This window comes from Thioalkalivibrio sulfidiphilus HL-EbGr7, from assembly GCF_000021985.1.
Taxonomy (GTDB): Bacteria; Pseudomonadota; Gammaproteobacteria; order Ectothiorhodospirales; family Ectothiorhodospiraceae; genus Thioalkalivibrio_A; species Thioalkalivibrio_A sulfidiphilus.
Genome location: NC_011901.1, coordinates 3,134,925 through 3,155,719 on the forward strand (window position 1 = coordinate 3,134,925; position 20,795 = coordinate 3,155,719).

The 20,795-nt window shown below is 64.9% G+C and carries 21 protein-coding genes; 2 read left to right on the forward strand and 19 right to left on the reverse strand.

All coding sequences use genetic code 11. The annotated features are described in order from the left end of the window. Positions 1–25: 25 nt before the first annotated feature. The 8 genes from TGR7_RS15015 to TGR7_RS15050 form a co-directional block, all read right to left on the reverse strand. Positions 26–2,542, reverse strand: a complete 2,517-nt coding sequence (locus TGR7_RS15015; protein WP_012639527.1) for a heavy metal translocating P-type ATPase — start codon at positions 2,540–2,542, stop codon at positions 26–28. Then, the gene (locus TGR7_RS15020; RefSeq protein WP_012639528.1) at positions 2,539–3,360 is read right to left on the reverse strand and encodes a FixH family protein; all 822 of its coding nucleotides are present in this window, start codon (positions 3,358–3,360) and stop codon (positions 2,539–2,541) included. The genes TGR7_RS15015 and TGR7_RS15020 overlap by 4 nt, the downstream gene beginning before the upstream one ends. Positions 3,361–3,393: 33 nt before the next feature. Next, a complete protein-coding gene (ccoG, locus tag TGR7_RS15025; protein WP_012639529.1) occupies positions 3,394–4,800 on the reverse strand; it encodes a cytochrome c oxidase accessory protein CcoG in 1,407 nt (468 codons plus the stop codon). A gap of 90 nt (positions 4,801–4,890) precedes the next feature. Further along, positions 4,891–5,814, reverse strand: coding sequence for a cytochrome-c oxidase, cbb3-type subunit III (ccoP, locus tag TGR7_RS15030; protein ID WP_012639530.1), 924 nt, complete (start codon positions 5,812–5,814; stop codon positions 4,891–4,893). Further along, the gene (locus TGR7_RS15035; RefSeq protein ID WP_012639531.1) at positions 5,811–6,011 is read right to left on the reverse strand and encodes a cbb3-type cytochrome oxidase subunit 3; all 201 of its coding nucleotides are present in this window, start codon (positions 6,009–6,011) and stop codon (positions 5,811–5,813) included. The genes ccoP and TGR7_RS15035 overlap by 4 nt, the downstream gene beginning before the upstream one ends. A gap of 52 nt (positions 6,012–6,063) precedes the next feature. Further along, complete coding sequence (ccoO, locus tag TGR7_RS15040; protein WP_012639532.1) at positions 6,064–6,798, reverse strand: cytochrome-c oxidase, cbb3-type subunit II; 735 nt, start codon at positions 6,796–6,798, stop codon at positions 6,064–6,066. Positions 6,799–6,824: 26 nt separating this feature from the next. Continuing rightward, positions 6,825–8,315, reverse strand: a complete 1,491-nt coding sequence (gene ccoN, locus TGR7_RS15045; protein WP_012639533.1) for a cytochrome-c oxidase, cbb3-type subunit I — start codon at positions 8,313–8,315, stop codon at positions 6,825–6,827. Positions 8,316–8,483: 168 nt separating this feature from the next. Continuing rightward, on the reverse strand, positions 8,484–9,503 hold the full coding sequence (locus TGR7_RS15050; RefSeq protein ID WP_012639534.1) for a COX15/CtaA family protein: 1,020 nt from the start codon (positions 9,501–9,503) through the stop codon (positions 8,484–8,486). 148 nt (positions 9,504–9,651) lie between these two features. On the opposite strand from TGR7_RS15050, the gene TGR7_RS15055 reads away from it, so the two are divergent. Further along, positions 9,652–11,016 (forward strand): cbb3-type cytochrome c oxidase subunit I, encoded by a 1,365-nt coding sequence (locus tag TGR7_RS15055; RefSeq protein ID WP_012639535.1) that lies wholly within the window; start codon positions 9,652–9,654, stop codon positions 11,014–11,016. 43 nt (positions 11,017–11,059) lie between these two features. Here the strand turns inward: TGR7_RS15055 and cyoE are convergent, their stop codons facing one another. Genes cyoE through TGR7_RS15070 form a run of 3 tightly spaced genes read right to left on the reverse strand, consistent with a single transcriptional unit; the run spans position 11,060 to position 13,288 of the window. Next, positions 11,060–11,962: a heme o synthase gene (cyoE, locus tag TGR7_RS15060; RefSeq protein ID WP_425358078.1), complete on the reverse strand. Its 903-nt coding sequence runs from the start codon at positions 11,960–11,962 to the stop codon at positions 11,060–11,062. After that, on the reverse strand, positions 11,955–12,605 hold the full coding sequence (locus TGR7_RS15065) for an SCO family protein (RefSeq protein WP_012639537.1): 651 nt from the start codon (positions 12,603–12,605) through the stop codon (positions 11,955–11,957). The genes cyoE and TGR7_RS15065 overlap by 8 nt, the downstream gene beginning before the upstream one ends. After that, entirely contained in the window at positions 12,602–13,288 is a 687-nt protein-coding gene (locus tag TGR7_RS15070; RefSeq protein ID WP_148211517.1) for an SURF1 family protein, read from the reverse strand. The genes TGR7_RS15065 and TGR7_RS15070 overlap by 4 nt, the downstream gene beginning before the upstream one ends. Positions 13,289–13,398: 110 nt before the next feature. On the opposite strand from TGR7_RS15070, the gene TGR7_RS15075 reads away from it, so the two are divergent. Further along, the gene (locus TGR7_RS15075) at positions 13,399–13,605 is read left to right on the forward strand and encodes a twin transmembrane helix small protein (RefSeq protein WP_012639539.1); all 207 of its coding nucleotides are present in this window, start codon (positions 13,399–13,401) and stop codon (positions 13,603–13,605) included. 61 nt (positions 13,606–13,666) lie between these two features. Here TGR7_RS15075 and TGR7_RS15080 read toward each other — a convergent pair whose 3' ends face one another. From TGR7_RS15080 to bioH, 8 genes are all read right to left on the reverse strand, one after another. Further along, positions 13,667–14,542, reverse strand: a complete 876-nt coding sequence (locus TGR7_RS15080; RefSeq protein WP_012639540.1) for a cytochrome c oxidase subunit 3 — start codon at positions 14,540–14,542, stop codon at positions 13,667–13,669. A gap of 68 nt (positions 14,543–14,610) precedes the next feature. Beyond that, on the reverse strand, positions 14,611–15,159 hold the full coding sequence (locus TGR7_RS15085) for a cytochrome c oxidase assembly protein (protein ID WP_012639541.1): 549 nt from the start codon (positions 15,157–15,159) through the stop codon (positions 14,611–14,613). Positions 15,160–15,164: 5 nt separating this feature from the next. Continuing rightward, positions 15,165–15,311 (reverse strand): hypothetical protein, encoded by a 147-nt coding sequence (locus TGR7_RS17655; RefSeq protein ID WP_012639542.1) that lies wholly within the window; start codon positions 15,309–15,311, stop codon positions 15,165–15,167. Positions 15,312–15,365: 54 nt separating this feature from the next. After that, complete coding sequence (locus TGR7_RS15090) at positions 15,366–16,967, reverse strand: cytochrome c oxidase subunit I (RefSeq protein ID WP_012639543.1); 1,602 nt, start codon at positions 16,965–16,967, stop codon at positions 15,366–15,368. Positions 16,968–16,992: 25 nt separating this feature from the next. Further along, positions 16,993–18,135 carry a cytochrome c oxidase subunit II gene (coxB, locus tag TGR7_RS15095; protein ID WP_012639544.1) on the reverse strand — a complete coding sequence of 381 codons (1,143 nt, stop codon included), beginning with the start codon at positions 18,133–18,135 and terminating at the stop codon, positions 16,993–16,995. A gap of 146 nt (positions 18,136–18,281) precedes the next feature. Continuing rightward, a complete protein-coding gene (locus TGR7_RS15100) occupies positions 18,282–18,773 on the reverse strand; it encodes a DUF2244 domain-containing protein (RefSeq protein ID WP_012639545.1) in 492 nt (163 codons plus the stop codon). A gap of 336 nt (positions 18,774–19,109) precedes the next feature. Continuing rightward, complete coding sequence (gene bioC, locus TGR7_RS15105; RefSeq protein WP_012639546.1) at positions 19,110–19,985, reverse strand: malonyl-ACP O-methyltransferase BioC; 876 nt, start codon at positions 19,983–19,985, stop codon at positions 19,110–19,112. Then, entirely contained in the window at positions 19,975–20,739 is a 765-nt protein-coding gene (gene bioH / locus TGR7_RS15110) for a pimeloyl-ACP methyl ester esterase BioH (RefSeq protein ID WP_148211518.1), read from the reverse strand. The genes bioC and bioH overlap by 11 nt, the downstream gene beginning before the upstream one ends. Between the last annotated feature and the right edge of the window lie 56 nt (positions 20,740–20,795).

Genomic DNA, 20,795 nt, shown 5'->3' on the forward strand with positions numbered 1-20,795 from the left:
CCAGACGTCTCCGAAACGGCGAATGTCAGCGCCGGGGTGACGGGTTCTCGCGCAGGCGCAGGGAATTGACCACCACGATCAGTGAGGACAGCGACATGCCCAGGGCCGCCATCCAGGGGGTCAGCACACCGCTGGCCGCCACCGGCAGGGCAATGACATTGTAACCGATGGCCCAGCGGATGTTCTGGCGCACGATCTGCACCATGCGCCGGGACAGGCGGTGGGCGTTGGGCAGCTGGCCCAGGCGGTCACCGTACAGGATCATGTCGGCGCTGGCCTGGGCCAGGTGCGTGCCCTCGGCCATGGCGATGGACACGTGGGCCCGGGACAGCACGGGCGCGTCGTTGATCCCGTCCCCCACCATGGCCACCACCGCCCCGGGACGCGCCTGCAGTTCGGCCAGTGCCTGGAGTTTGTCCTCCGGCCTCAGGCCGCCCCGGGCCTGGTCGATGCCCAGGCCCGCGGCCACGTGACGCACGGTGTCCGGATGATCCCCGGAGAACAGGTGCACACCGAGGCCCCGGGCCTTGAGGACCGCCACGCACTCGGCGGCGTCCTCGCGCAACCGGTCCTCCAGGACGAAGGCCGCCAGCGGACCCGACTCGCCGCCCAGCAGCACCAGGCTGCCCGTGGGATGTCTGTGCGCGAGCTCGGCGAGTGCCTGCGTGGGCCAGGGTTGTGCGGGGGCGAGCGCCGCCACGAAGTCGGCGGCACCGATGCGATAACGCGCTCCATCCACCCGGCCCTCCATGCCCAGTCCCGGCGTGGAGCGCTGTTCGGTGAGCTGGCCTGCCGGGGTCCCGGCGCGCTGGAACACCCGGGCCACCGGGTGTTCCGAGCCCTGTTCCAGCACCGCCGCCAGGGCCAGGCAGGCGGCCTCACCCCGGTCCCCCAGCACCAGGGTCTCCGCCCGCGCCAGCCGGCCCTCGGTGAGTGTACCGGTCTTGTCGAACACCACGTCGGTGGCCTCCGCCAGGGTCTCCAGGGCGTGACCCCGGGTGACCAGGACACCCCGGCCCGTGAGGCTGCCGGTGGCGGCCGTGAGGGCCACCGGGGTGGCCAGGGCCAGGGCGCAGGGACAGGTCACCACCAGCATGGCCACCATCACCCAGAAGGCCCGGGAGGGATCGATCCAGAACCACCACACCGCGCCCACGATGGCGGTCAGCAGCAGCACGGCGGCAACGAAATGCCCCGTGCCCCGCTCGGCCATGCGCGCCAGGCGCGGCTTCTCCGTCTGGGCCCGGTCCAGCAGGCGCTGGATGGCGGAGAGCAGGGTGTCCGCGCCCACCTTGTCCACGCGCATCACCAGGGGGCTTTCCACGTTCACCGTGCCGCCGGTGAGTTCGTCGCCGCTCTGGCGCAGCCTGGGCAGGCTCTCGCCGGTGATCATGGCCTCGTTGACGCTGGAGCGTCCCTCCAGCACCGTGCCGTCGGCGGGCACGGTATCGCCCGGGCGAATCCGCACCCGGTCGCCGGGGGCCAGGTCCGCCACCGGCACCGGCACGTCGCCCTGATCGGTGATGCGGATGGCCATGGCGGGCAGCAGCTTGCCCAGGGCCTCGGTGGCCTGACCGGCACGCTGGCGCGCACCCATCTCCAGGTAGCGCCCGGTGAGCAGGAAGAACACGAACATGGTGACCGACTCGAAGTAGACCTCCCCCGAGGCGGTGATGGTGGCCCAGCCGCTGGCCAGGTAGGTGCTGCCGATGGCGAGCGCCACGGGCACGTCCATGCCCAGCTGGCGTTGGCGCAGGTCGCGCCAGGCGCTGGTGAAGAAGCTGCTCCCGGCGTAGAGCACCACCGGGGTGGCCACCAGGAAGGCCACCCAGCGGATGAACTGCATCATGCCCTCGTAGTCCGGCTCGTCACCGCCGATCCACAGGGCCACCGCCAGCATCATCACCTGCATCATGCCCAGACCCGCCACGGCGAGCCGGCGCAGGGCGGCGTTGCGCTCCCGCTGGTAGACCTCTTCCTGGCGCCCCGGGTCGAAGGGGTGGGCACGGTAGCCGATGTCGCGGATGGCCTTGAGGATGTCGCTCAGGTGGATGCGCGAGTCGTCCCAGCGCAGGCGCGCCCGGTGGGTGGAATAGTTGACCGCGAACTCCAGCACACCGGGCAGGGACTTCACGTGACGCTCGTTGAGCCACACGCAGGCGGCGCACACGATGCCCTCCAGGATCAGGGCCGCCTCGCGCACGTTGGCATCGTCCACGCGCACGAAGCTGCGCTGCAGTTCGGGTCGATCGTAGAGTGCCAGCTCGTCGCGCAGGGCGGCGGGCATGGCGTCGGCGGGGCCGGCGGGGGTCTCGGTGCGGTGCAGGTAGTAGTCGCTCAGGCCCGCGTCGACGATGGCCTGGGCCACGGCCTGACAGCCCGGGCAGCACATCGCCCGGGGCTGCGTGTGGATGGTCACCCCGTAATGGGCACCGGGGGGGATCGGCTGACCGCAGTGGAAACAGGACGCCTCGGCGCCCTGACGGTCCGGCGTCGAGGCGTCAGGCGATGACGTGTCCCGGGCGGCGGGGTCTGCGCTCACCCTTCACGTACGGAGGTCATGCCGCGCTGCTCATGGACCTCATCGCCGCGCCGCACCCTGACATACACCTCCCAGGCGCCCGGCAGGGGGAGGGCCACGGCGCCCTGGAACACGCCGGGGGAGACGGACTGAAGCTCGAAGCCGGTGTCATCCCGGGCATCCGAGGGGCGTGCGAACATGCCGTACACCTGCACGTCGTTCAGGGGCTGGCCGTCGCGGTCCGTGACCTTGACCTGGAAGGTGGCAGGCTGGCCGTGACGCGGGGCCTGCAGCCAGCCCTGGCTTACCTGCCAGCCCCGTTCCCGCTGCTCCAGCACGCGGTCCATGTATTCGCTGTACTGGGTTTCCTTGCGGAAGTGGTCGTTGATCACCGTGCCTGGGAAGTGCGAGGTGACCTGCTGGGCGCCACCCCGGGGTTCGGGCAGCAGGGTGCCGACCAGGTGGCTGGGCATGCCGTTGTTGGCCAGGTAGATGATGGTGGCGTCCACGCTGGCGATGACGAAGAAGAAGCCCACGATGGTGGCCGGCGCCCAGTGGAACCAGCGTCCGCCCTTGCGCCCGGTGCCGCGGCTCGCCTCCCACTGGGAGGTGATGATGCCCATGCCATAGGGCACGATCACGAACAGGGCCAGCTGGATGGCGAACACGTCCGCGCCGTCCCAGAAGATGATCTGCAGGGGCAGGAACACGCACAGCATGGCCACGATCACCACCAGGGTCGCCTGATAGGCGCGCAGCGTGGTCATGCGGTAGACGAGCACGTAGGCCAGGAACGAGGCCAGCACACCAATGCTCAGTTTGATCAGCAGATGTTCCACGAAAATACCTCCTCTCGCGGATGGTTCAGCCGCTCAGCGGCTGTAAAAATGGCTCGGCAGTTCCAGCACCGAAAGGTCTTCGTTGTCCAGCGGCACGACCCGGAACACGATCTCACGCTGGTGCACGCTGGGATCGCTCACGTGATAGCGCACCCGCGCCAGCACCCGGGTGCTGTGTTCCGGGGTCAGGTGCACCACGTCGATGCGCCCGGTGTCCAGCTCCGCCCCCTCAAGCCCGTGCAGCTCGATGCGCAGGGCCACAGTCTGCTGGGTCTTGTTGTTGATCTTGATCTCGTAGCTGTTCTGGATGGCGCCGTCCGAGAGCTGCACGAACAGCGGCTGACGCACCTGCGCCACGGAGGCATCCAGCTGGGGCTGGGTGAGGATGCTCCAGGCCAGCAGCACGACCATGATGGCCAGGGCCACACCGTAGCCAATGTTCTTCAACTTCAGCAAGCGGGTGGGCTTGCCTTCCAGGGCATTCTCCGAGGTGTAGCGGATCAGCCCCCGGGGCCAGTTCATCTTGTCCATGATGGTGTCACAGGCGTCCACGCACAGGGCACAGTGGATGCACTGGTACTGAAGCCCGTTGCGGATGTCGATGCCGGTGGGGCAGACCTGCACGCAGTAGCCGCAGTCGATGCAGTCGCCGACGCCCCTGGCCTGGCGCTCGTCCCGGGACTTGAGCCCGGCAGCCACCTTGGCACGGCCGGCACTGCCCTCGCCCCGCTTGTCGTCGTAGGAGACGATCAGGGTGTCCCGGTCGAACATCACGCTCTGGAAGCGGGCATAGGGACACATGTAGGTGCACACCTGTTCCCGGGCCAGTCCCGCCATCACATAGGTGGTGACGGTGAGGAACACGGTCGTGGCATAGGCCGGGAACGGCGCCTCGCCGGTGAAGAACTCCACGAACAGGGTCGGCGCATCGGCCCAGTACAGGGTGAAGGTCAGGCCCGTGGCGAAGGCCGTGAGCAGCCACAGCGCATGGGTGGTGCCCAGCTTGAGGATCTTCTCGGCGCCCCAGGGCTGCTTGGACAGACGGATGCGCGCCGGGCGCTCGCCCTGCACCAGCCGCTCGAACAGCATGTAGACATCGGTCCACAGGGTCTGGAAACAGAAATACCCGCAGAACACCCGTCCCGCCAGGCCCGTGACCAGGAACAGCAGCATGGCGGCGATCATCAGGAAACCCGCCAGCCAGAAGATGTCCTGGGGATAGACGATCAGGTCGAAGAGGTAGAAGCGGCGGCCGGGGATGTCGAACAGTACCGCCTGGGCGGCGCCGTAGTCCCGGTGCCAGCGCATCCAGGGGAGCAGGAAGTAGACCGCGTACGCGAGTGCCAGGATGCCCCATTTGAGCGTGCGGAAGCGACCCTTCACCGACCGCGGGTAGATGGCGATTCGGGCCTGGTAGTCGTGCTCGCGAGCGTCACTCATAGGATTGCCACATGCGCTTTACAGAGGCGCAAAAACCCGGGGCCGGCCAGCCGGCCCCGGGTATTCAGACATCATGTCTTTGAACGAGTTTTACTGACCGCCGCCCAGCTGATGCACGTAGGCCGTCAGGACCTTGATCTCGATGGGCGAGAGACGGTCGGCAAAGGCCGGCATCTGGCGCTGAATGCCATTGCGCAGCACGCTCTTGACCAGTTCCACGCGGGCGTCATGATCGGCCGCGTTGGGCACGTCGATGATCTGCCAGATGTTGTTGGTCAGGTTGGGGGCGCCCTGGGAGGTGCGGCCCACACCACCGACGTTGTGGCACTGGAAGCAGCCACCCTCGGCGCCGTGGAAAATGCGATCGCCACGGCCGATGGCATCGGCATCACCGCCCTCGTAGCCGGCGATGGACAGCACGTAGACGGCCACGTCGTTCATCTGATCGGCGCTCAGGGTCTCGCGGTAGGAGGGCATGTAACCGAGGCGGCCCTGAATCAGGGTCTCCTCGATGCGCTCCACGGTGCCGCCCCACAGCCAGTCGTCGTTGGCCAGGTTGGGATAAAGACCCACGATACCGGCGCCACCCACCTGGTGGCAGGCGGCACAGAAGTCGCCGAAGATGCCGTGGGCGTAGGAGCGCACGAAGGAGATCTTGTCGGCGTCGGTGAGGATCTCCTCGTAGCTGGCGGCAGCGATCTGCTCCAGGAACTCACGCTGACGCACGGCGGAAGGACTGGACTGCATGTCGCGGACCAGCAGGGCGCGGGTGTTCCAGTGGGTCGTGCGCTCCTCGCCATCCACCTCGAAGGTGATGGTGTTGAAGCCCTTGGTGAAGGTGTTCCCCACGGGCCAGGCCGGATACATGAGCCAGTACACCACGGCGAACACCACGGTGGCGTAGAAGCCCCAGAGCCACCAGCGCGGCAGCGGATTGTTGTATTCCTGCAGATCACCGTCCCAGGCATGACCCGTGGTCTGGACTGCGCCTTTCTTCTCGGTCGGCTTGCTCATCGCTTTTTCCCGTTATCGCTGTTCGCCGGTTCGTCGTCATCGTCCAATGGCATGAGACGATAGGACTCAAGGCGTTTGGATCGCTTCTTGCTGCCGAACAGGTAGATCAGGATGCCGATGTACAGACTGAAGAACAGCAGCAGGGCGACCACCTTGCTGTTGCTCATATCGGTAAACCAATACCACAAGTCCAGCAACGTTCTTTACCTCTAGGCCGATCGGGCGCGCGACGTGTCGCGCGCCTGCGGATCAGCGGAATTGGACGAAGTAACCGTCATCGTACTGGGTGAAGTCCACCATGGTGCCAAGCACCTGCAGGTAGGCCACCAGGGCATCCATCTCCGTGATGCGGGAGGGGTTGCCGTCGTAGTTACCCGCCCGGGCCTGGGCGACCAGGTTTTCCTCGGCGCGGTTGATGTCCAGCCAGCGGGCTGCCTCCTCGCCGAAGCGTTCCACGTTGGCCTGGTACTCCTCGTCGTTGAGGGAGTACGGCACGCCCACCCGGCGCAGGGCGCGCAGACGGGCCTGGATGTCGGAGTACTTGAGATCGTTCTCGATCAGCCAGGGGTAGCCGGGCATGATGGACTCGGGCACCACGGAGCGCGGATCGATCAGGTGCTGCACCTGCCACTCGTTGGAGTACTTGCCGCCCACGCGGGCCAGGTCCGGTCCGGTGCGCTTGGAACCCCACTGGAAGGGGTGGTCGAACTGGGACTCGGCCGCCAGGGAGTAGTGGCCGTAGCGCAGCATCTCATCGCGGAACGGGCGGATCATCTGCGAGTGGCAGGTGTAGCAGCCTTCACGCACGTAGATGTCACGGCCACGCTGTTCCAGCGGGGTGTAGGGACGCACGCCTTCCACATCCTCGATGGTGTCGTTGATATAGAACAGCGGCACGATCTCCACCAGTCCACCCACGCTGATCACCGCCAGCGTCAGGATGATCAGCAGGCCGGCATTGGTTTCAACGGTTTCATGCTTCATTGTCGTCAAACTCCTTCAATGCCGGATCAGGAAGAGGCGCCGGCCATCTTGGCGGCGATCTTCGCTTCCGCACGGGCCGCTTCACGGCGGGCGGCGGTGACGGTCATGTAGATGTTGTAGGCCATGATCACGATGCCGGTGACGAAGAACATGCCTCCGATCATGCGCACCACGTAGGGCTTGTGCAGGAACACCACGGACTCGACGAAGGTGTAGGCCAGGTTGCCGTACTCGTCGAAGGCGCGCAGCATCAGGCCTTGGCCGATACCGGCCACCCACATGGCGGTGATGTAGAGCACGATGCCGATGGTGGCCAGGAAGAAGTGCACGTACACCAGTTTCAGGCTGTACAGCTTGGTGTTCCACAGGCGCGGGATCAGGTGGTACAGGGAGCCGAAGGAGATCATGGCCACCCAGCCCAGGGCGCCGGAATGCACGTGGCCCACGGTCCAGTCGGTGTAGTGGGACAGGGCATTCACGCTCTTCAGGGACATCATCGGACCCTCGAAGGTGGACATGCCGTAGAAGGACAGCGCGGTGATCAGGAACAGCATGATCGGGTCGGTGCGCAGCTTATCCCAGGCGCCGGACAGGGTCATGACGCCGTTGATCATGCCGCCCCAGGAGGGCAGCAGCAGCAGGATGGAGAAGGTGGCCGCCAGGGTGGAGACCCAGTCGGGCAGCGCGGTCCAGTGCAGGTGATGGGCGCCCACCCACATGTACAGGAATACCAGCGCCCAGAAGTGAATGATGGACAGCCGGTAGGAGTAGATCGGACGGCCCGCCTGCTTCGGCACGAAGTAGTACATCATGCCCAGGAAGGCCGCGGTCAGGAAGAAGCCTACCGCGTTGTGGCCGTACCACCACTGGGTCATGGCGTCCTGCACACCGGAGAACAGCGAGTAGGACTCCAGGCTGAACAGGCTCACGGGCACCTGCAGGTTGTTGAAGATGTGCAGCAGGGCGGTGGCCAGGATGAAGGCCATGTAGAACCAGTTGGCCACGTAGATGTGCGGCTGGGAGCGGCGTAGCAGGGTCTGCAGGAACACCCAGAAGTAGACCACCCAGGTGACGGCGATCAGGATGTCGATGGGCCAGACGAACTCGGCGTACTCACGACCCTGGGTGTAGCCCAGCATGTAGGTCACCACGCCCAGGGCGATGGAGATGTTCCAGCCCCAGAAGGTGAAGGTGGCCAGGGAGTCGCTGTAGAGGCGGGCCTGACAGGTGCGCTGCACCACGTAGTAGGAGGTGGCGAACAGGGCATTACCACCGAAGCCGAAGATCACCAGGGTGGTGTGCACCGGACGGAAGCGCCCGAAGCTGATCTCGGCGATGTCGAAATTCAGGAAGGGAAACGCCAGCTGGGCGGCGATGTAGGTGCCTACACTCATGCCCAGCACGCCCCAGATCAGGGCCATGATGGCGAATTTCTTGATGATTTCGTAGTTGTACTGCTCGGCTGAGGCAACGCCTGTAGCGGCGTGCGCGCCAGCCATGGTCGTGGAATGGGCCATATCTCTCACCTACCCTGATAGGGGTTTCAACTTCTGGGGCTGAAATCAGGGCGTGGAGAATACAGCAATTCTCCGGGAGTGGAAACTTAACCGGAGCGCCCTGCTCGGATATCAAAAACTCACCCGGACTCAGGCCATTAACATGACAAATAGAAGGAATAACCTTATCTATGACGCGGCCGTGCGTACCCGCGGTGAACGCAGCACGTAAATCAGCGCCAGGACTGAGAGTAGCAGCAAAGCGGCGCCCGCGTTATGGGCCACTGCCACCGGGAGCGGCAGGTAGAAGACGACGTTGGAAATGCCGAGACTGAGCTGGGCGACCAGCAACACCAGCACCGCCCCGGCCACCGCGCGTACGGCACCCCGCGCCCGGGCCAGCAGCCAGAGACCGAGGCCGCCGAGCACCAGCAGCGTGGTCAATGCGCCGATGCGGTGGGTCAGGTGGATGGCGGTCCGCGCCGGCCCGTCCAACACGCCGAACTCGTAGTCGACCCCGGTGCCGCGCCACAGGACGAATCCCTCACTGAAATCGGTGTTTTCAGGCCACCACTGCATCTGGCACTTGGGAAAATCCGGGCAGGCCAGGGCCGCGTAGTTGGTGCTGACCCAGCCGCCCAGGGTGATCTGCACCACCAGCACCGCCAGGGCCACCAGTACCAGGGGGCCAGCCGCACGCGGCGCCGCGCCTTCGGGCGGTCCGGCGCGGCGGGTGGACAGCACCATCCACCACAGCAGCGCAAGCGTGGTGAATCCACCCAGCAGGTGCGCGGTCACGATGGCCGGCTTGAGTTGCAGGGTCACGGTCCACATGCCCAGGGCGGCCTGGAAGATCACCACGCCCAGCAGCACGAAGGGCAGGACCACCGGCTGGCCAGGCCGACGCCGGCCGCGCCAGGCCAGCACGGCCATGAACAGCACCAGCAAACCCAGCATCCCCGCGGCGTAGCGGTGCACCATCTCCTTCCAGGCCTTGGCCACCTCCACGGGACGCTCAGGGAAGACCTCGTTGGCACGCTCAATATGCGGCGCCTGGGTAGGCGCCAGCAGGCGGCCATAGCATCCGGGCCAGTCTGGACAGCCAAGCCCCGCATCGGAGAGCCGCACCCAGGCACCGAGCACGATCACGATGAGGGTCAATACGAGGGAGAGGCGCAGGGATTGACGGAACAGTCGCTCGGCGGTCATTGGCTACCCATGAGATGAAACATCGTTACACGTCAGAAAACTGCAAAAAACCCGGCCAGCACTACTGCCGTTCGCCGCCGGCGGACGAGCTGCCCGTGTAAAATAGCGCCGTCTCCAGGGAAGTTGAAACATAAAAGGGCCAGAAAACATGACAGCGCAGGATTCTCAGTACGGACCGCAACCTCTGCCCGCCAGCCGCCGCCTGGCCGCTGCGTGGCTCGGCCTCGGGGTATGTGCCCTCGGCGTGGCCGGCATCTTTGCCATCCTGCTGGTGCTGGCCCGGGCGCCCGGCACGTCAGCCCTGTTTCCCACCCAGGATTTTTTCCGCACCGCCCTGGTGGTGCACGTGGACCAGTCGGTCCTGATCTGGTTTCTGGCCTTTGCCGGCATGCTCTGGAGCCTGCATGCCCGGCCCGGGGTGATGCCCATGCGCTGGCTGAGCCTGGCCCTCGCCGCCGGCGGTGCGGCACTGCTGGCCGCCTCACCCTTCCTGGGTGCCGGTGATCCTTCCCTCAACAACTACGTGCCGGTGTTGCGTCACCCGGTGTTCCATGCCGCCCTGCTGCTGTTCGGCATCGGCATCGTGCTGCAGGTCCTGAGCTACGGCCTGCGCCACCACCCCGCGCGACTCTGGCCGGACCCGCTGCACATCGGCATCTACACCGCCGGCCTGGCCACCCTGGCCAGCGTCGGCTCGCTGATCTGGAGCGGGCTTTCCCTGGCCGACCTGCCGGGGCGCGGCCAGAGCGAGGCCTATTTCGAACTGCTGTTCTGGGGCGGCGGCCATATCCTGCAGTTCGCCTACACCCAGGTCATGCTGGTGGCCTGGATCTGGACCGCCCGCCAGGCCGGCATCCGCATCCCGCTGGCGGACCGCTGGCTCAGCCTCGTCCTGGTACTCGGCGTGCTGCCGCTGCTGGCCGCGCCGCTGATCCACCTGGCCTACCCGATCGCCTCAGCGGAGTTTCGCAATGGCTTCACCGCCCTGATGCAGTACGGCAACAGCCTGGCCGCCGTACCCATCGGGCTCCTGATCCTGTTCGGCCTGAGCACCGGGCGCGCCTTCCGGGATCCGGCCATGACCGCCCCCTACCGCGCCCTGCTCGCCTCCCTGCTGCTGTTCGCGGTAGGCGGGCTGCTGGGGGTGATGATCGGTGACGTGAACACCGTGATCACCGCCCACTACCATGGCTCCATCGTCGGCGTGACCCTGGCCCTCATGGGCCTCTCCTATCTGCTCCTGCCCCGCCTGGGCTGGGCACCCGCCACCGGGCGCATGGCCCGCATCCAGCCGGTGATCTACGCCACCGGACAACTGCTGCACATCGGCGGACTGGCGGTGTCCGGGATGATGGGCATCGAGCGCAAGACCGCCGGCAGCGAGCAGGGCCTGGACGGACTGACCCACTTCTTCATGGGCATCATGGGGCTGGGCGGCCTGCTCGCCGTGATCGGCGGCATCCTGTTCGTACTGGTGATTGCCCGATCCTTCCTGGGACGCGAGCGGCCCTGAAGCCGCAAAAAAAGAGCGGCGCATCGGATGCGCCGCCCTGTCATCAGGCCATCATCATGCGCACGTAGTGATCCACCAGCAGCAGGGCGAACATGGCGGTCAGGTAGAAAATCGAGTAGCCGAAGGTGGGCATGGCGTAGCGGTCATCGGGACTGCGCCACAGGCGGTAGGCATGGAATACGAAACCGATACCCAGCGCCAGGGCACCGACCAGATAGATCAGGCCGGTCATGTGAATGATGAAGGGCACCAGTGACACGGTCAGCAGCATCAGGGTGTAGAGCAGCACCTGGAGCTTGGTGAACGCCACGCCGTGGGTGACCGGCAACATGGGGATGCCGGCCCGGGCATAGTCTTCCCGGCGTCGAATGGCCAGGGCCCAGAAATGGGGTGGCGTCCAGACGAAGATGAGCAGCACCAGCAGCAGCGGCTCCACCGTGATCTGGCCGGTGACCGCGACCCAGCCCAGCAGCGGCGGCAACGCACCCGCCAGACCACCCCAGACAATGTTCTGGGGCGTGGTACGCTTGAGGAAGACGGTGTAGATCACCGCGTAGCCGATCAGCGCAAAGAAGGTCAGCACCGCGGTCAGCACGTTGACGGCGAGCACCAGGATCCCCATGGCCACCACGCCCATGGCAATGGCAAAGACCAGGGCCTTCTGGGTCTCCAGCTGTCCGGTGGGCAGCGGGCGGTTGCGGGTCCTGTCCATCACCGCATCGATGCGCCGGTCGATGACGTGATTGAGGGCCGCGCCCGAGGCCGCGGCCAGCCCGATGCCAAGCAGACCAAACAGCATGGTGTGCCAGGGCACCATGCCGGGCACCGACAGCAGCATCCCCACCAGGGCGGTGAACAGGATGAGCGCAACCACCTTGGGTTTGCCCAGCTCGTAGTAGCGGCGCCACGACCCTGCGTGGGACTTGGACAGCGTCAGATCAGCGATGGCCATAACCAGCTCCCTTTACCCAGTTTCTTGATGCCTTGAGAAGAAATTCCATGTCCCTGAGGACGTGTTTCGCCGGTGCGTCCCCGGCGTACGCCATCATCAGGTTGCCCATGGGGTCCATGATGAGCATGCGACTGTCCGCGGAATCCGGACCTGGCAGCTGCGCCTGCAGGGACTGCAATGCCTCGGGGCCGATCAGCGCCACATGCATGCCCGGGAATTCTTCCGCAGTCGCATCCACCGACAGCCCCTGGGGCACGATGAGCAGGCGCTCCACCACGTAACGCCCCTCCCCTACGGCGAGACGAATCTGACGCATGTCCACCATCTGGCCGCGGCAGGCGTCTGCGCAACCCGTGGAGCTGAGGGTGACCAGGGTCCACTTGCCATGCAGTTGGGCGGGATCGAAGGCCGCGCCATCGGCCTGGCGCAAGGCGAAGCGTTCGTCGAGGGCCACTACCGGCTCGATCAGCTCACCCAGATTCTTCCGCCCCGTGGGCAACTGGTCGGGGTTGAGATAGAACCACCACGCCGCCATCACCGGCAGTGAAAAGAGGACCAGCAGGATCCACAAGGGCATCATCCTGCGCCACCCCGGGGTCTGCGTCACAGAGGCCTGATCGGCCTGCACTGCATTCATTGAGCCTCCCTCATCACGGCTTTGGCGCTCAGACTCAGGCGCAGATAGATGACAATCACGATCAGGGCGAAGGCAAACCACTGGATCGCGTAACCGATATGCATGCCCACCTTGGGCTCTTCGCGGGGCCAATCACGGACATAACCATGGGGCACTCCTCGATCCAGAAGCAGCAGCATGGGGACGACCGGCGAATCCACCGTGGCACGGAACAACTCCACGGTCATGTAGGGCCAGCGGCTGCCCCAGTCCCTGGCGGCTTGCGGTCCGGCGTGCAGGGTGATCGCAGGAGGCGAAGGCTCATAGACCATGCCTGTGACCGACACTTCGCCCTCCGGCACTGGCGCCTCGGGAAGACCGCCTCCGGGCGGGGCCTCGACCCAGCCCCGATTGACCAGCAGCAGCGCATCGCTGTCTGCGAGCCGCAGCGGCGTGATCACATGGAAACCGGTGCGGCTGCCGTGCCTGCGGTTTTCAATGAAAAACTGGCTGTCCGCATCAAAAACCCCCAAGGCCTGTGCATGGCGATAACGCAGTTCCTCGGGATCGACCTGAGCATTCACGAGACTGACGGGCGGAAGTGCGTTGCGCTCATCCATGCTGCGCGCGAGCTCACGCTTGTATTCAGCGCGCTCCAACTGCCAGGCACCGAGGCTCGAAAACAACGTGACCAGTATCAGCATGATGAGTGTCGGTAGCGGGCGGATCCGGAATTCATACTTACCCGCTGTCATGGAATTGCTATAGTTGCCTGAATCAAGTGGATGACTCGCTGCCGCCAAGGGCCATGATCATGAAAATTGTCGTCGTACTCTTCCTGGCCTTCATCGTGTTTTCCCTGTTCCAGGGTATGTATTACCTGGCCAAGGATGGCGGGGAGCGAGACAAGACCCGTGTCGTGCGTGCGCTGACCTGGCGCATCGGACTGTCCCTCGTCCTGTTTGCCCTGCTGCTGCTGGGCTATGCCACGGGACTCCTCCAGCCCACCGGGCTCCGATAAACCCGCCCCACCTGCACACTCGGGATGGCCAATGGTTGAGTCCATTGGCCATCCCGAGTGCTTACAGCCAGTAGACGAACACGAACAGCGCCAGCCACACCACGTCCACGAAGTGCCAGTACCAGGCCGCCGCCTCGAAGGCGAAGTGGTTATGGGGCGAGAAGTGTCCCTTGATGGCACGACCCAGCACCGCCAGCAGCATGATGGCGCCGACGATCACGTGGAAACCGTGGAAGCCCGTGAGCATGAAGAAGGTGGATCCGTAGATGCCCTGCTCCAGGGTGAGGTTCAGGTCGCGGTAGGCATGGATGTACTCGTAGGCCTGGAAACCGACGAAGATGAAGCCCAGCACGACCGTCGCGATCAGGCCCCATATCAGTTGCTTCTGGTCGTTCTTCTTCAGCGCCCAGTGGGCCCAGGTCAGGGTGGCGCCGGAAGACAGCAGGATCGCGGTGTTGAGTGCCGGGATACCCCAGGCGCCCATGGCCTCGAACTCACCGGCTGTGGGTTGCGGCCCCGCGCTGGGCCAGACCGCCTCGAAGCCGCTGTAAAGCAGCTGGTGCGTCATGGCCAGATAGCCCTCGCCACCCAGCCAGGGTAAGGCGATGGTACGCAGATAGAACAGGGCGCCGAAGAAGCTCAGGAAGAAGAATACTTCCGAGGCGATGAACCAGAACATGCCCTGGCGGAATGATCGGCTGACCTGTGCATTGTAGACATTGGACAGGTTCTCCCTCACCACGTCGCTGAACCAGCCGTAGAACATCACGGCCAGCAGGATGAAGCCGGCGAAAAAGATCCAGGCACCGAGACCGACCGCGTTGATCCACAGCGCGAGGCCGAAGACCATGAGCAGGGCCGAGATCATTGCAACGATCGGCCATGGGCTGGACTCGGGTACGTAGTAATGGTCTTGTCCGTGCTGTGCGCTGGCCATGCTCTACCTCATTTGTAATGTTTTTTATTGAAATGCCTTAGCCCGAAGTGAACGGAACTCGCCGCCACTCAACCATCCAGGTGCATGAAGTTGTAGGACAGGGTCAGCGAGGTCACCCCGTCAGGCAATGCCGGCGACACCACGAAACGCAATGGCATCTCCCTTCTCTCCCCGCCGTCGAGGGTCTGCTTCACGAAGCAGAAACATTCCGTCTTGTTGAAGAAGTCATTGGCCTGCCACGGGATGACCGTGGGCAGCGCCTGGCCCGTGACCTTGGCCGAGGAGCGATTGCTGGCCACGAACATCACCTCGTGCATCTCGCCCGGCCTCACACGCAGGCTGCGCTCGTTCGACTCCAGGGCCCAGGGCAGGCTCGGATGCACGGTGGTATCGAAACGCACCGTCACCCAGCGGTCCTGCACCTCGCCCAGCGGGTCGACCCTGGCCTGCACGTTGAGCGCCCTCTGCTGATCGGCGGACTGGATGCCGACCACCTGGCAATACAGGTTGTACAGGGGCACCAGGGCAAAACCGAAGCCGAACATCCCGATGGTCAAGGCGCCCAGCCAGAGCACCATGCGGCCGCTGCCCTTGCGCACATCCGGATCCCTTTCCATACCTCTCACCTCAGTCCCGTGGCCAGTTCAAAGAGCCCGACCCAGAAGGGCACCGCCGTGATGAACATCAGGATCACGATCACCAGCACCCACAGGGCAAGCTTGACGTTCTTGCGTCTGAGCTCAGGCGGGTACTCGGGTCTGCTCATCATGGTTTGCCTCTCTTTCTCAGGGCGAAGGCGGCAGCGCCGCCTTCGCTGTCAGGGTCAGGCCGTCTTGATGGTCGGCGGCGTGGTCCAGGTGTGATGGGGCGGCGGAGACTCCACTTCCCATTCCAGACCCTGGGCGTTCTCCCAGGACCGGGCCTTGGCCTTCTCGCCGCCCCGCACCGCCTTGATGATGATGTACAGGAACAACAGATGGCTGATGCCGAAGAAGAAGGCACCCACGGACGAGATCATGTTGAACTCCGTGAACATCACGTTGTAGTCCACGATGCGCCGCGGCATACCCGCCAGGCCGATGAAGTGCTGCGGGAAGAAGGTGATGTTGAAGCTCACCACGTGCAGCCAGAAGAAGGTCTTGGCCAGCTTCTCGTCATACATGTGCCCGGTCCACTTGGGCAGCCAGTAGAACACGCCGGCAAACAGACCCCAGACGGCACCCGGCAGCAGCACGTAGTGGAAGTGCGCCACCACGAACATGGAGTCGTGGTACTGCATGTCGGCGGGGACCACCGCGAGCATCACACCCGTCAGTCCTCCGAAGGAGAACATCAGGATGATGGCGATCGCGAACAGCATGGGCGTCTCGAAGGTCATGGCGCCCCGCCACATGGTCATCATATAGTTGAAGATGATCAGGCCCACCGGGATCGAGATCAGGATGGTCATGATCATGAAGTACTGCACGGCGGCCAGGGACATGCCGACGGTGTACTGGTGATGCGCCCAGACGATCATGCCCAGGGCCGCAATGGCGATCATCGCACCGATCAGCGAGTGATGGCCGAACAGCGGCTTGCGGGAGAAGGTGGGCAGGATGGAGGCCAGCACACCCAGGGAGGGCAGGATCAGGATATACACCTCGGGATGACCGAAGAACCAGAACAGGTGCTGGAACAGCACCGGGTCACCACCGCCGGCCGCGATGAAGAAGCTGGTGCCGAAGTGACGATCGAACAGCAGCATGGTCACGCCGGCCGCCAGCACGGGCACCACCAGGATCAGCAGGAAGGCGGTGACCAGCCAGGCCCACACAAAGATGGGCAGCTGGATCATGCGCAGACCCGGGGCGCGCATGTTGAAGATGGTGACGATGATGTTTATGGACGCCAGCACCGACGACACACCCAGCAGGTGGATGGCGAAGATGAGGAAGTCCATGGACATGCCCACCTGCAGGGACAGGGGTGGGTACAGCGTCCAGCCGGTGTTGATCTGGGTGCCGCCGCCGGGGAAGAACGGCACGATGAACGACAGGATCAGCATCAGGGCCGCCGCGGGGAGGATCCAGAAACTCAGGTTGTTCATACGCGGCAGGGCCATGTCCGGCGCGCCGATCATGAGGGGGATCATCCAGTTGGCCAGACCCGCAGCCGCCGGCATCACCGCGCCGAAGATCATGATCAGGGCGTGGTTGGTGACCAGGTTGTTGTACAGGTCGGGCTGCACCAGCTGCAGACCCGGCATGAACAGCTCGGCACGGATCACCATGGCACTGGCGCCGCCCAGGAACAGCATGATCAGGGCGAACACCAGGTACATGGTCCCGATGTCCTTGTGGTTGGTAGAGAACAGCCAGCGCTTCAGGCCGCTCGGCGGGCCGTGATGCTCGTGATCGGCGTGGGCATGTGTGGCGGTCGTCATGTCTTTATTCTCCTAGCAGACTCAATCAGCGCGCGGCATTCACGTCGGAGGGCTGGACCACGTCACCGGTATCGTTACCCCAGGCATTGCGCTGGTAGGTGATGATGGATGCGATCTCCAGATCGTTCAGGGAATTCCAGGCAGCCATGGCGGTGCCCGGGACGCCCTTGAGGACGACCTCCATGTGGCGGGGGATGGGACCCGTCGCCACGGCACTGCCCCGGATGGCCGGGAAGGCCGGTGGCATGCCGGAACCATCCGCCTGATGGCAGGCGGCACACATGGTGTTGTAGAGCCTTTCCCCGCGGGCCATCAGCTCGTCCTTGTCCCATTCACGCTCGGCGGTCGCCTCGGCCAGTGCAGCCAGCTTGACCTGCTTCTGCTCCTCGATCCAGGCGTCGAAACGTTCCTGGGAGACACTCTCCACCACGATGGGCATGCGCGCATGCCAGGTGCCGCACAGCTCGGCACACTGGCCGCGGAACACGCCTTCACGGGTGAGGTTCACCCAGGTCTCGGTGACATAGCCCGGAATGGCGTCCTTCTTCACGGCCAACTCGGGGACCCAGAAGGCGTGCAGCACGTCACTGGCGGTGTGCAGGAAACGCACCCGCTGGTGGGTCGGCAGCACCAGCCGGTTATCCACTTCACGCAGGTAGTGGATGCCCGCCTCCTCCTTGGGCACGTAGCGGCTCTCGATCTTCACGTCGTGATCCAGGTAGACGAACTCCCAGTACCACTGGTGACCGATCACCTTCACATCCAGGAGCGGCTGATCCTGGGGCACCACCCAGACCCGCTCGAGGGTCTTCTGGGCCGCGCCGGCAATGGTCAGGTCCACCCCGAGCACCATCACGGGCACGAACACCCAGGACCAGCGACCGAACCAGGTTTCATGGAAACGCTGGTCGGCGGGATAGCCCCGGGACTTGCGGTGAACGATCAGGGAGTAGATCACCACGGCGAAGATGATCACCAGCAAGATCGTGGCGATGCCCATGGTGAGCATGTGAATGTCATAGATCTCCTGCGCCGTGGTGGAAGCCGGCGGGGGGAAGTTGATTCCCCAACGCTGCACCTCGTCCGCGGCCGCAGTGGCACCGAAACCGGTGACCGCCAGGGCAGCGGCAAGAAGGGATCTGGATCGTGATCGCTTGGTGGCCAACATGAGGCTCCTCGTCCTGCTTAGTTATTATTCAAGGCTGGTCTTCGTGCTCGCAGCGGCTCCGGATGACCCCGGCGTCCACCCCACGAAGGACTCCCCCATTTCCATCAACACCCGACCGACCGCACTAGGCGCGGCCGCTCGATACTTCATCTGACGACCACAGGCCCGTAGATGGCGGAGCGCAGGGCGCTTGCCAGTCCGCGCCGCTCGTCTTCACGCAGGCAACTGCCCACCTCGACCCAGACATCGCGGGCCGCCAGGAACAGCCGACTGGGATGACCTCGCCAGGGCGGGGGCCTGAGCACCACCCTGGAATCCTCCCGCGGCAGGCGCGTGGAACGCTCAAAGCGCCTGCCGACCACCGACACGGTGACCGCCCGGGCGGTGATATCGATGATTTCCGTGATCAGTCCGCGCCGGTACAGACTCAGTACCGCCAGGATGATCACCAGGAGTTCCAGACCCGCAAACGGCGCGACCACCCAGTAGCCGGCGCTGACGAACACCGCCGCAATGATCCCGAGTGCCAGCGCCACCACGGCGATGAACAGGAGATTGCCACCCAGACTCAGGGAGCGATTGGGGCGAATCACGAAACGACGTTCGCTGGCTTCGCTTTCAGGAGTGACGACTCGCATCAGATCATGAGCCTCGCGTACAGCAGCCCTTTTATAATTCTTATGTTTCGGGAATCTAGAGGTTATCCGGGCGGCATTAAAATCAATATTTTTAATGCTGCTTATAATGAAAAACCTCGAGACCAGCCCTTTTTCTTATTTTCCAAGGCTTCCAGCCCTTAGAAACCAATTTAATTCTTATAGCACCTATTTGTTTTTTTTCAGGGATGACATCCCAATAACGGATAGAAATTGAAGAAATCAGCGCTGGCGCAGGCCGTGAATGCCTGACCACAGAGGGACAGAGCGGGGTTTGCTCACAGGAAAAACGGGGCGGCAGTCCGCCCCGCCGCCCGATCAGGATTCGGGCTTGATGGGAATGAAGCGCTCGGGGCGGCCGGCAGGCCCCACCACAGGGACATTCGGCGCCCAGGCGTGGCCGTAGATGACCTCGTAGCTGGCCGGCAGACTGCCGTCTTCCCGACGGAAGACCTCGTAGGCGGCTTCCAGCGCCTGCAGCCGGGAACGGGGCGTGAGTCCCCGAGGCCGGCCGGCATTGGCGTTGCTGGCGCCGATGGCGCGCAGGTCATGCATCAGCTGGCCCAGTTCGGCGTAGGTGACCGTCATCATTTCCATGTCCATCACCGGGTCCGCGAACCCGGCACGCACCAGGGCGTCGCCGATGTCATGCATGTCCAGGAAACGATTGACGTGGGTACCCTCGGGGTCCACCCGGCGCCAGGCCTCGCGCAGCTCTCGCAGGGTGTCGGGCCCGAAGGTACTGAACTGGAACAACCCGCCGGGGGCAAGCGCACGCCGCACGCCGGCGAAGGTGCGGTCCAGGTCATCGCACCATTGCAGCGCGAGACTGGACACGACCAGGTCGAAGACCCCGTCGGCGAAGGGCAGGCGCTCCGCGTCGCCGGCCACCCACACCGGGCGGCGCCACCAGCCGGCAGCGCGGCGCGCCTGGTGGAGCATGGCCTCGGACAGATCCAGCCCGCACACCAGAGACCGCTTGTAGTGGCTGCGCAGGCCCCGGGCAGCGCGCCCTGTGCCCGTGCCGATGTCCAGAACCCGGGCGGGGGACAGCCTCACCAGGTCCAGGCGTTCCAGCAGGCGGTCACAGACCTCGTGCTGCAGCACGGCCGTGCGATCATACCCGCTGGCTGCCCGCTCGAAGGTGGCCCGCACCCGGCGCTTGTCGAGGCGGTAGGGTTCGTCAAGCGCCATCGCACCACTCCAGCAGGCGATCCGCCACCTCCTGCACATGGGTCAGCAGGGGTGCATGCCCCGCCCCGCGCAGCACATGCACCGACATGTCCGGCCGCAGCCGCTGCAGGTCCGGGACCACGGCCACCGGTACCAGGGTATCCAGATCGCCGAACAGGCCATGTACCGGCGCCGTAAGGCCGGCGAGTTCGGCACGCAGATCCGTGCCCCGCAGGATCTCGAGCCCTTCCGCCAGGCCCCCCGGCGCGGGCGGCATGGCCAGGCAACGGGCCTTCAGGGTGCGCAGGGCCTCGCCGCGACCGGGCGCGCCGAGAAACTGCAGGGCGAGAAACCGGGCCAGGGTGGACGAAAAGTCGCCCGCCAGATCCCGGGCGAAGTCCGCCAGCACCCCGGGATCCATGGCGTGGGGCCAGTCGGGGGCGCGCACGAAACGGGGGGTGGCGGCCAGCAGCACCAGGGAAGACACCTTGTCGGGATGACGCCGCGCCAGGCTCAGGGCCAGCAGCCCGCCCAGTGACCAACCCACCACACAGACACGCGCGTCCAGCCCGGCGGCCAGCTCGTCCGCCACGGCCTCGAGGCCGCCGAAACGGCCTTCACCGGCCCGGGCGCCATGCCCAGGCAGGTCCGGGGCCAGCACCCGGGCACGCCCGGCCAGGGCGCCGGCCAGATCCTGCCAGACCGAACCATTGAGCCCCCAGCCATGGATGCACAACAGGGTCGGCGGCATGCCCGCGGCAGATTCCCGGCTCACGGATTGCCGCCCCGCCCAACTCGGGTATCATGCCCAGTCCTGTTGTCCACAGCTTC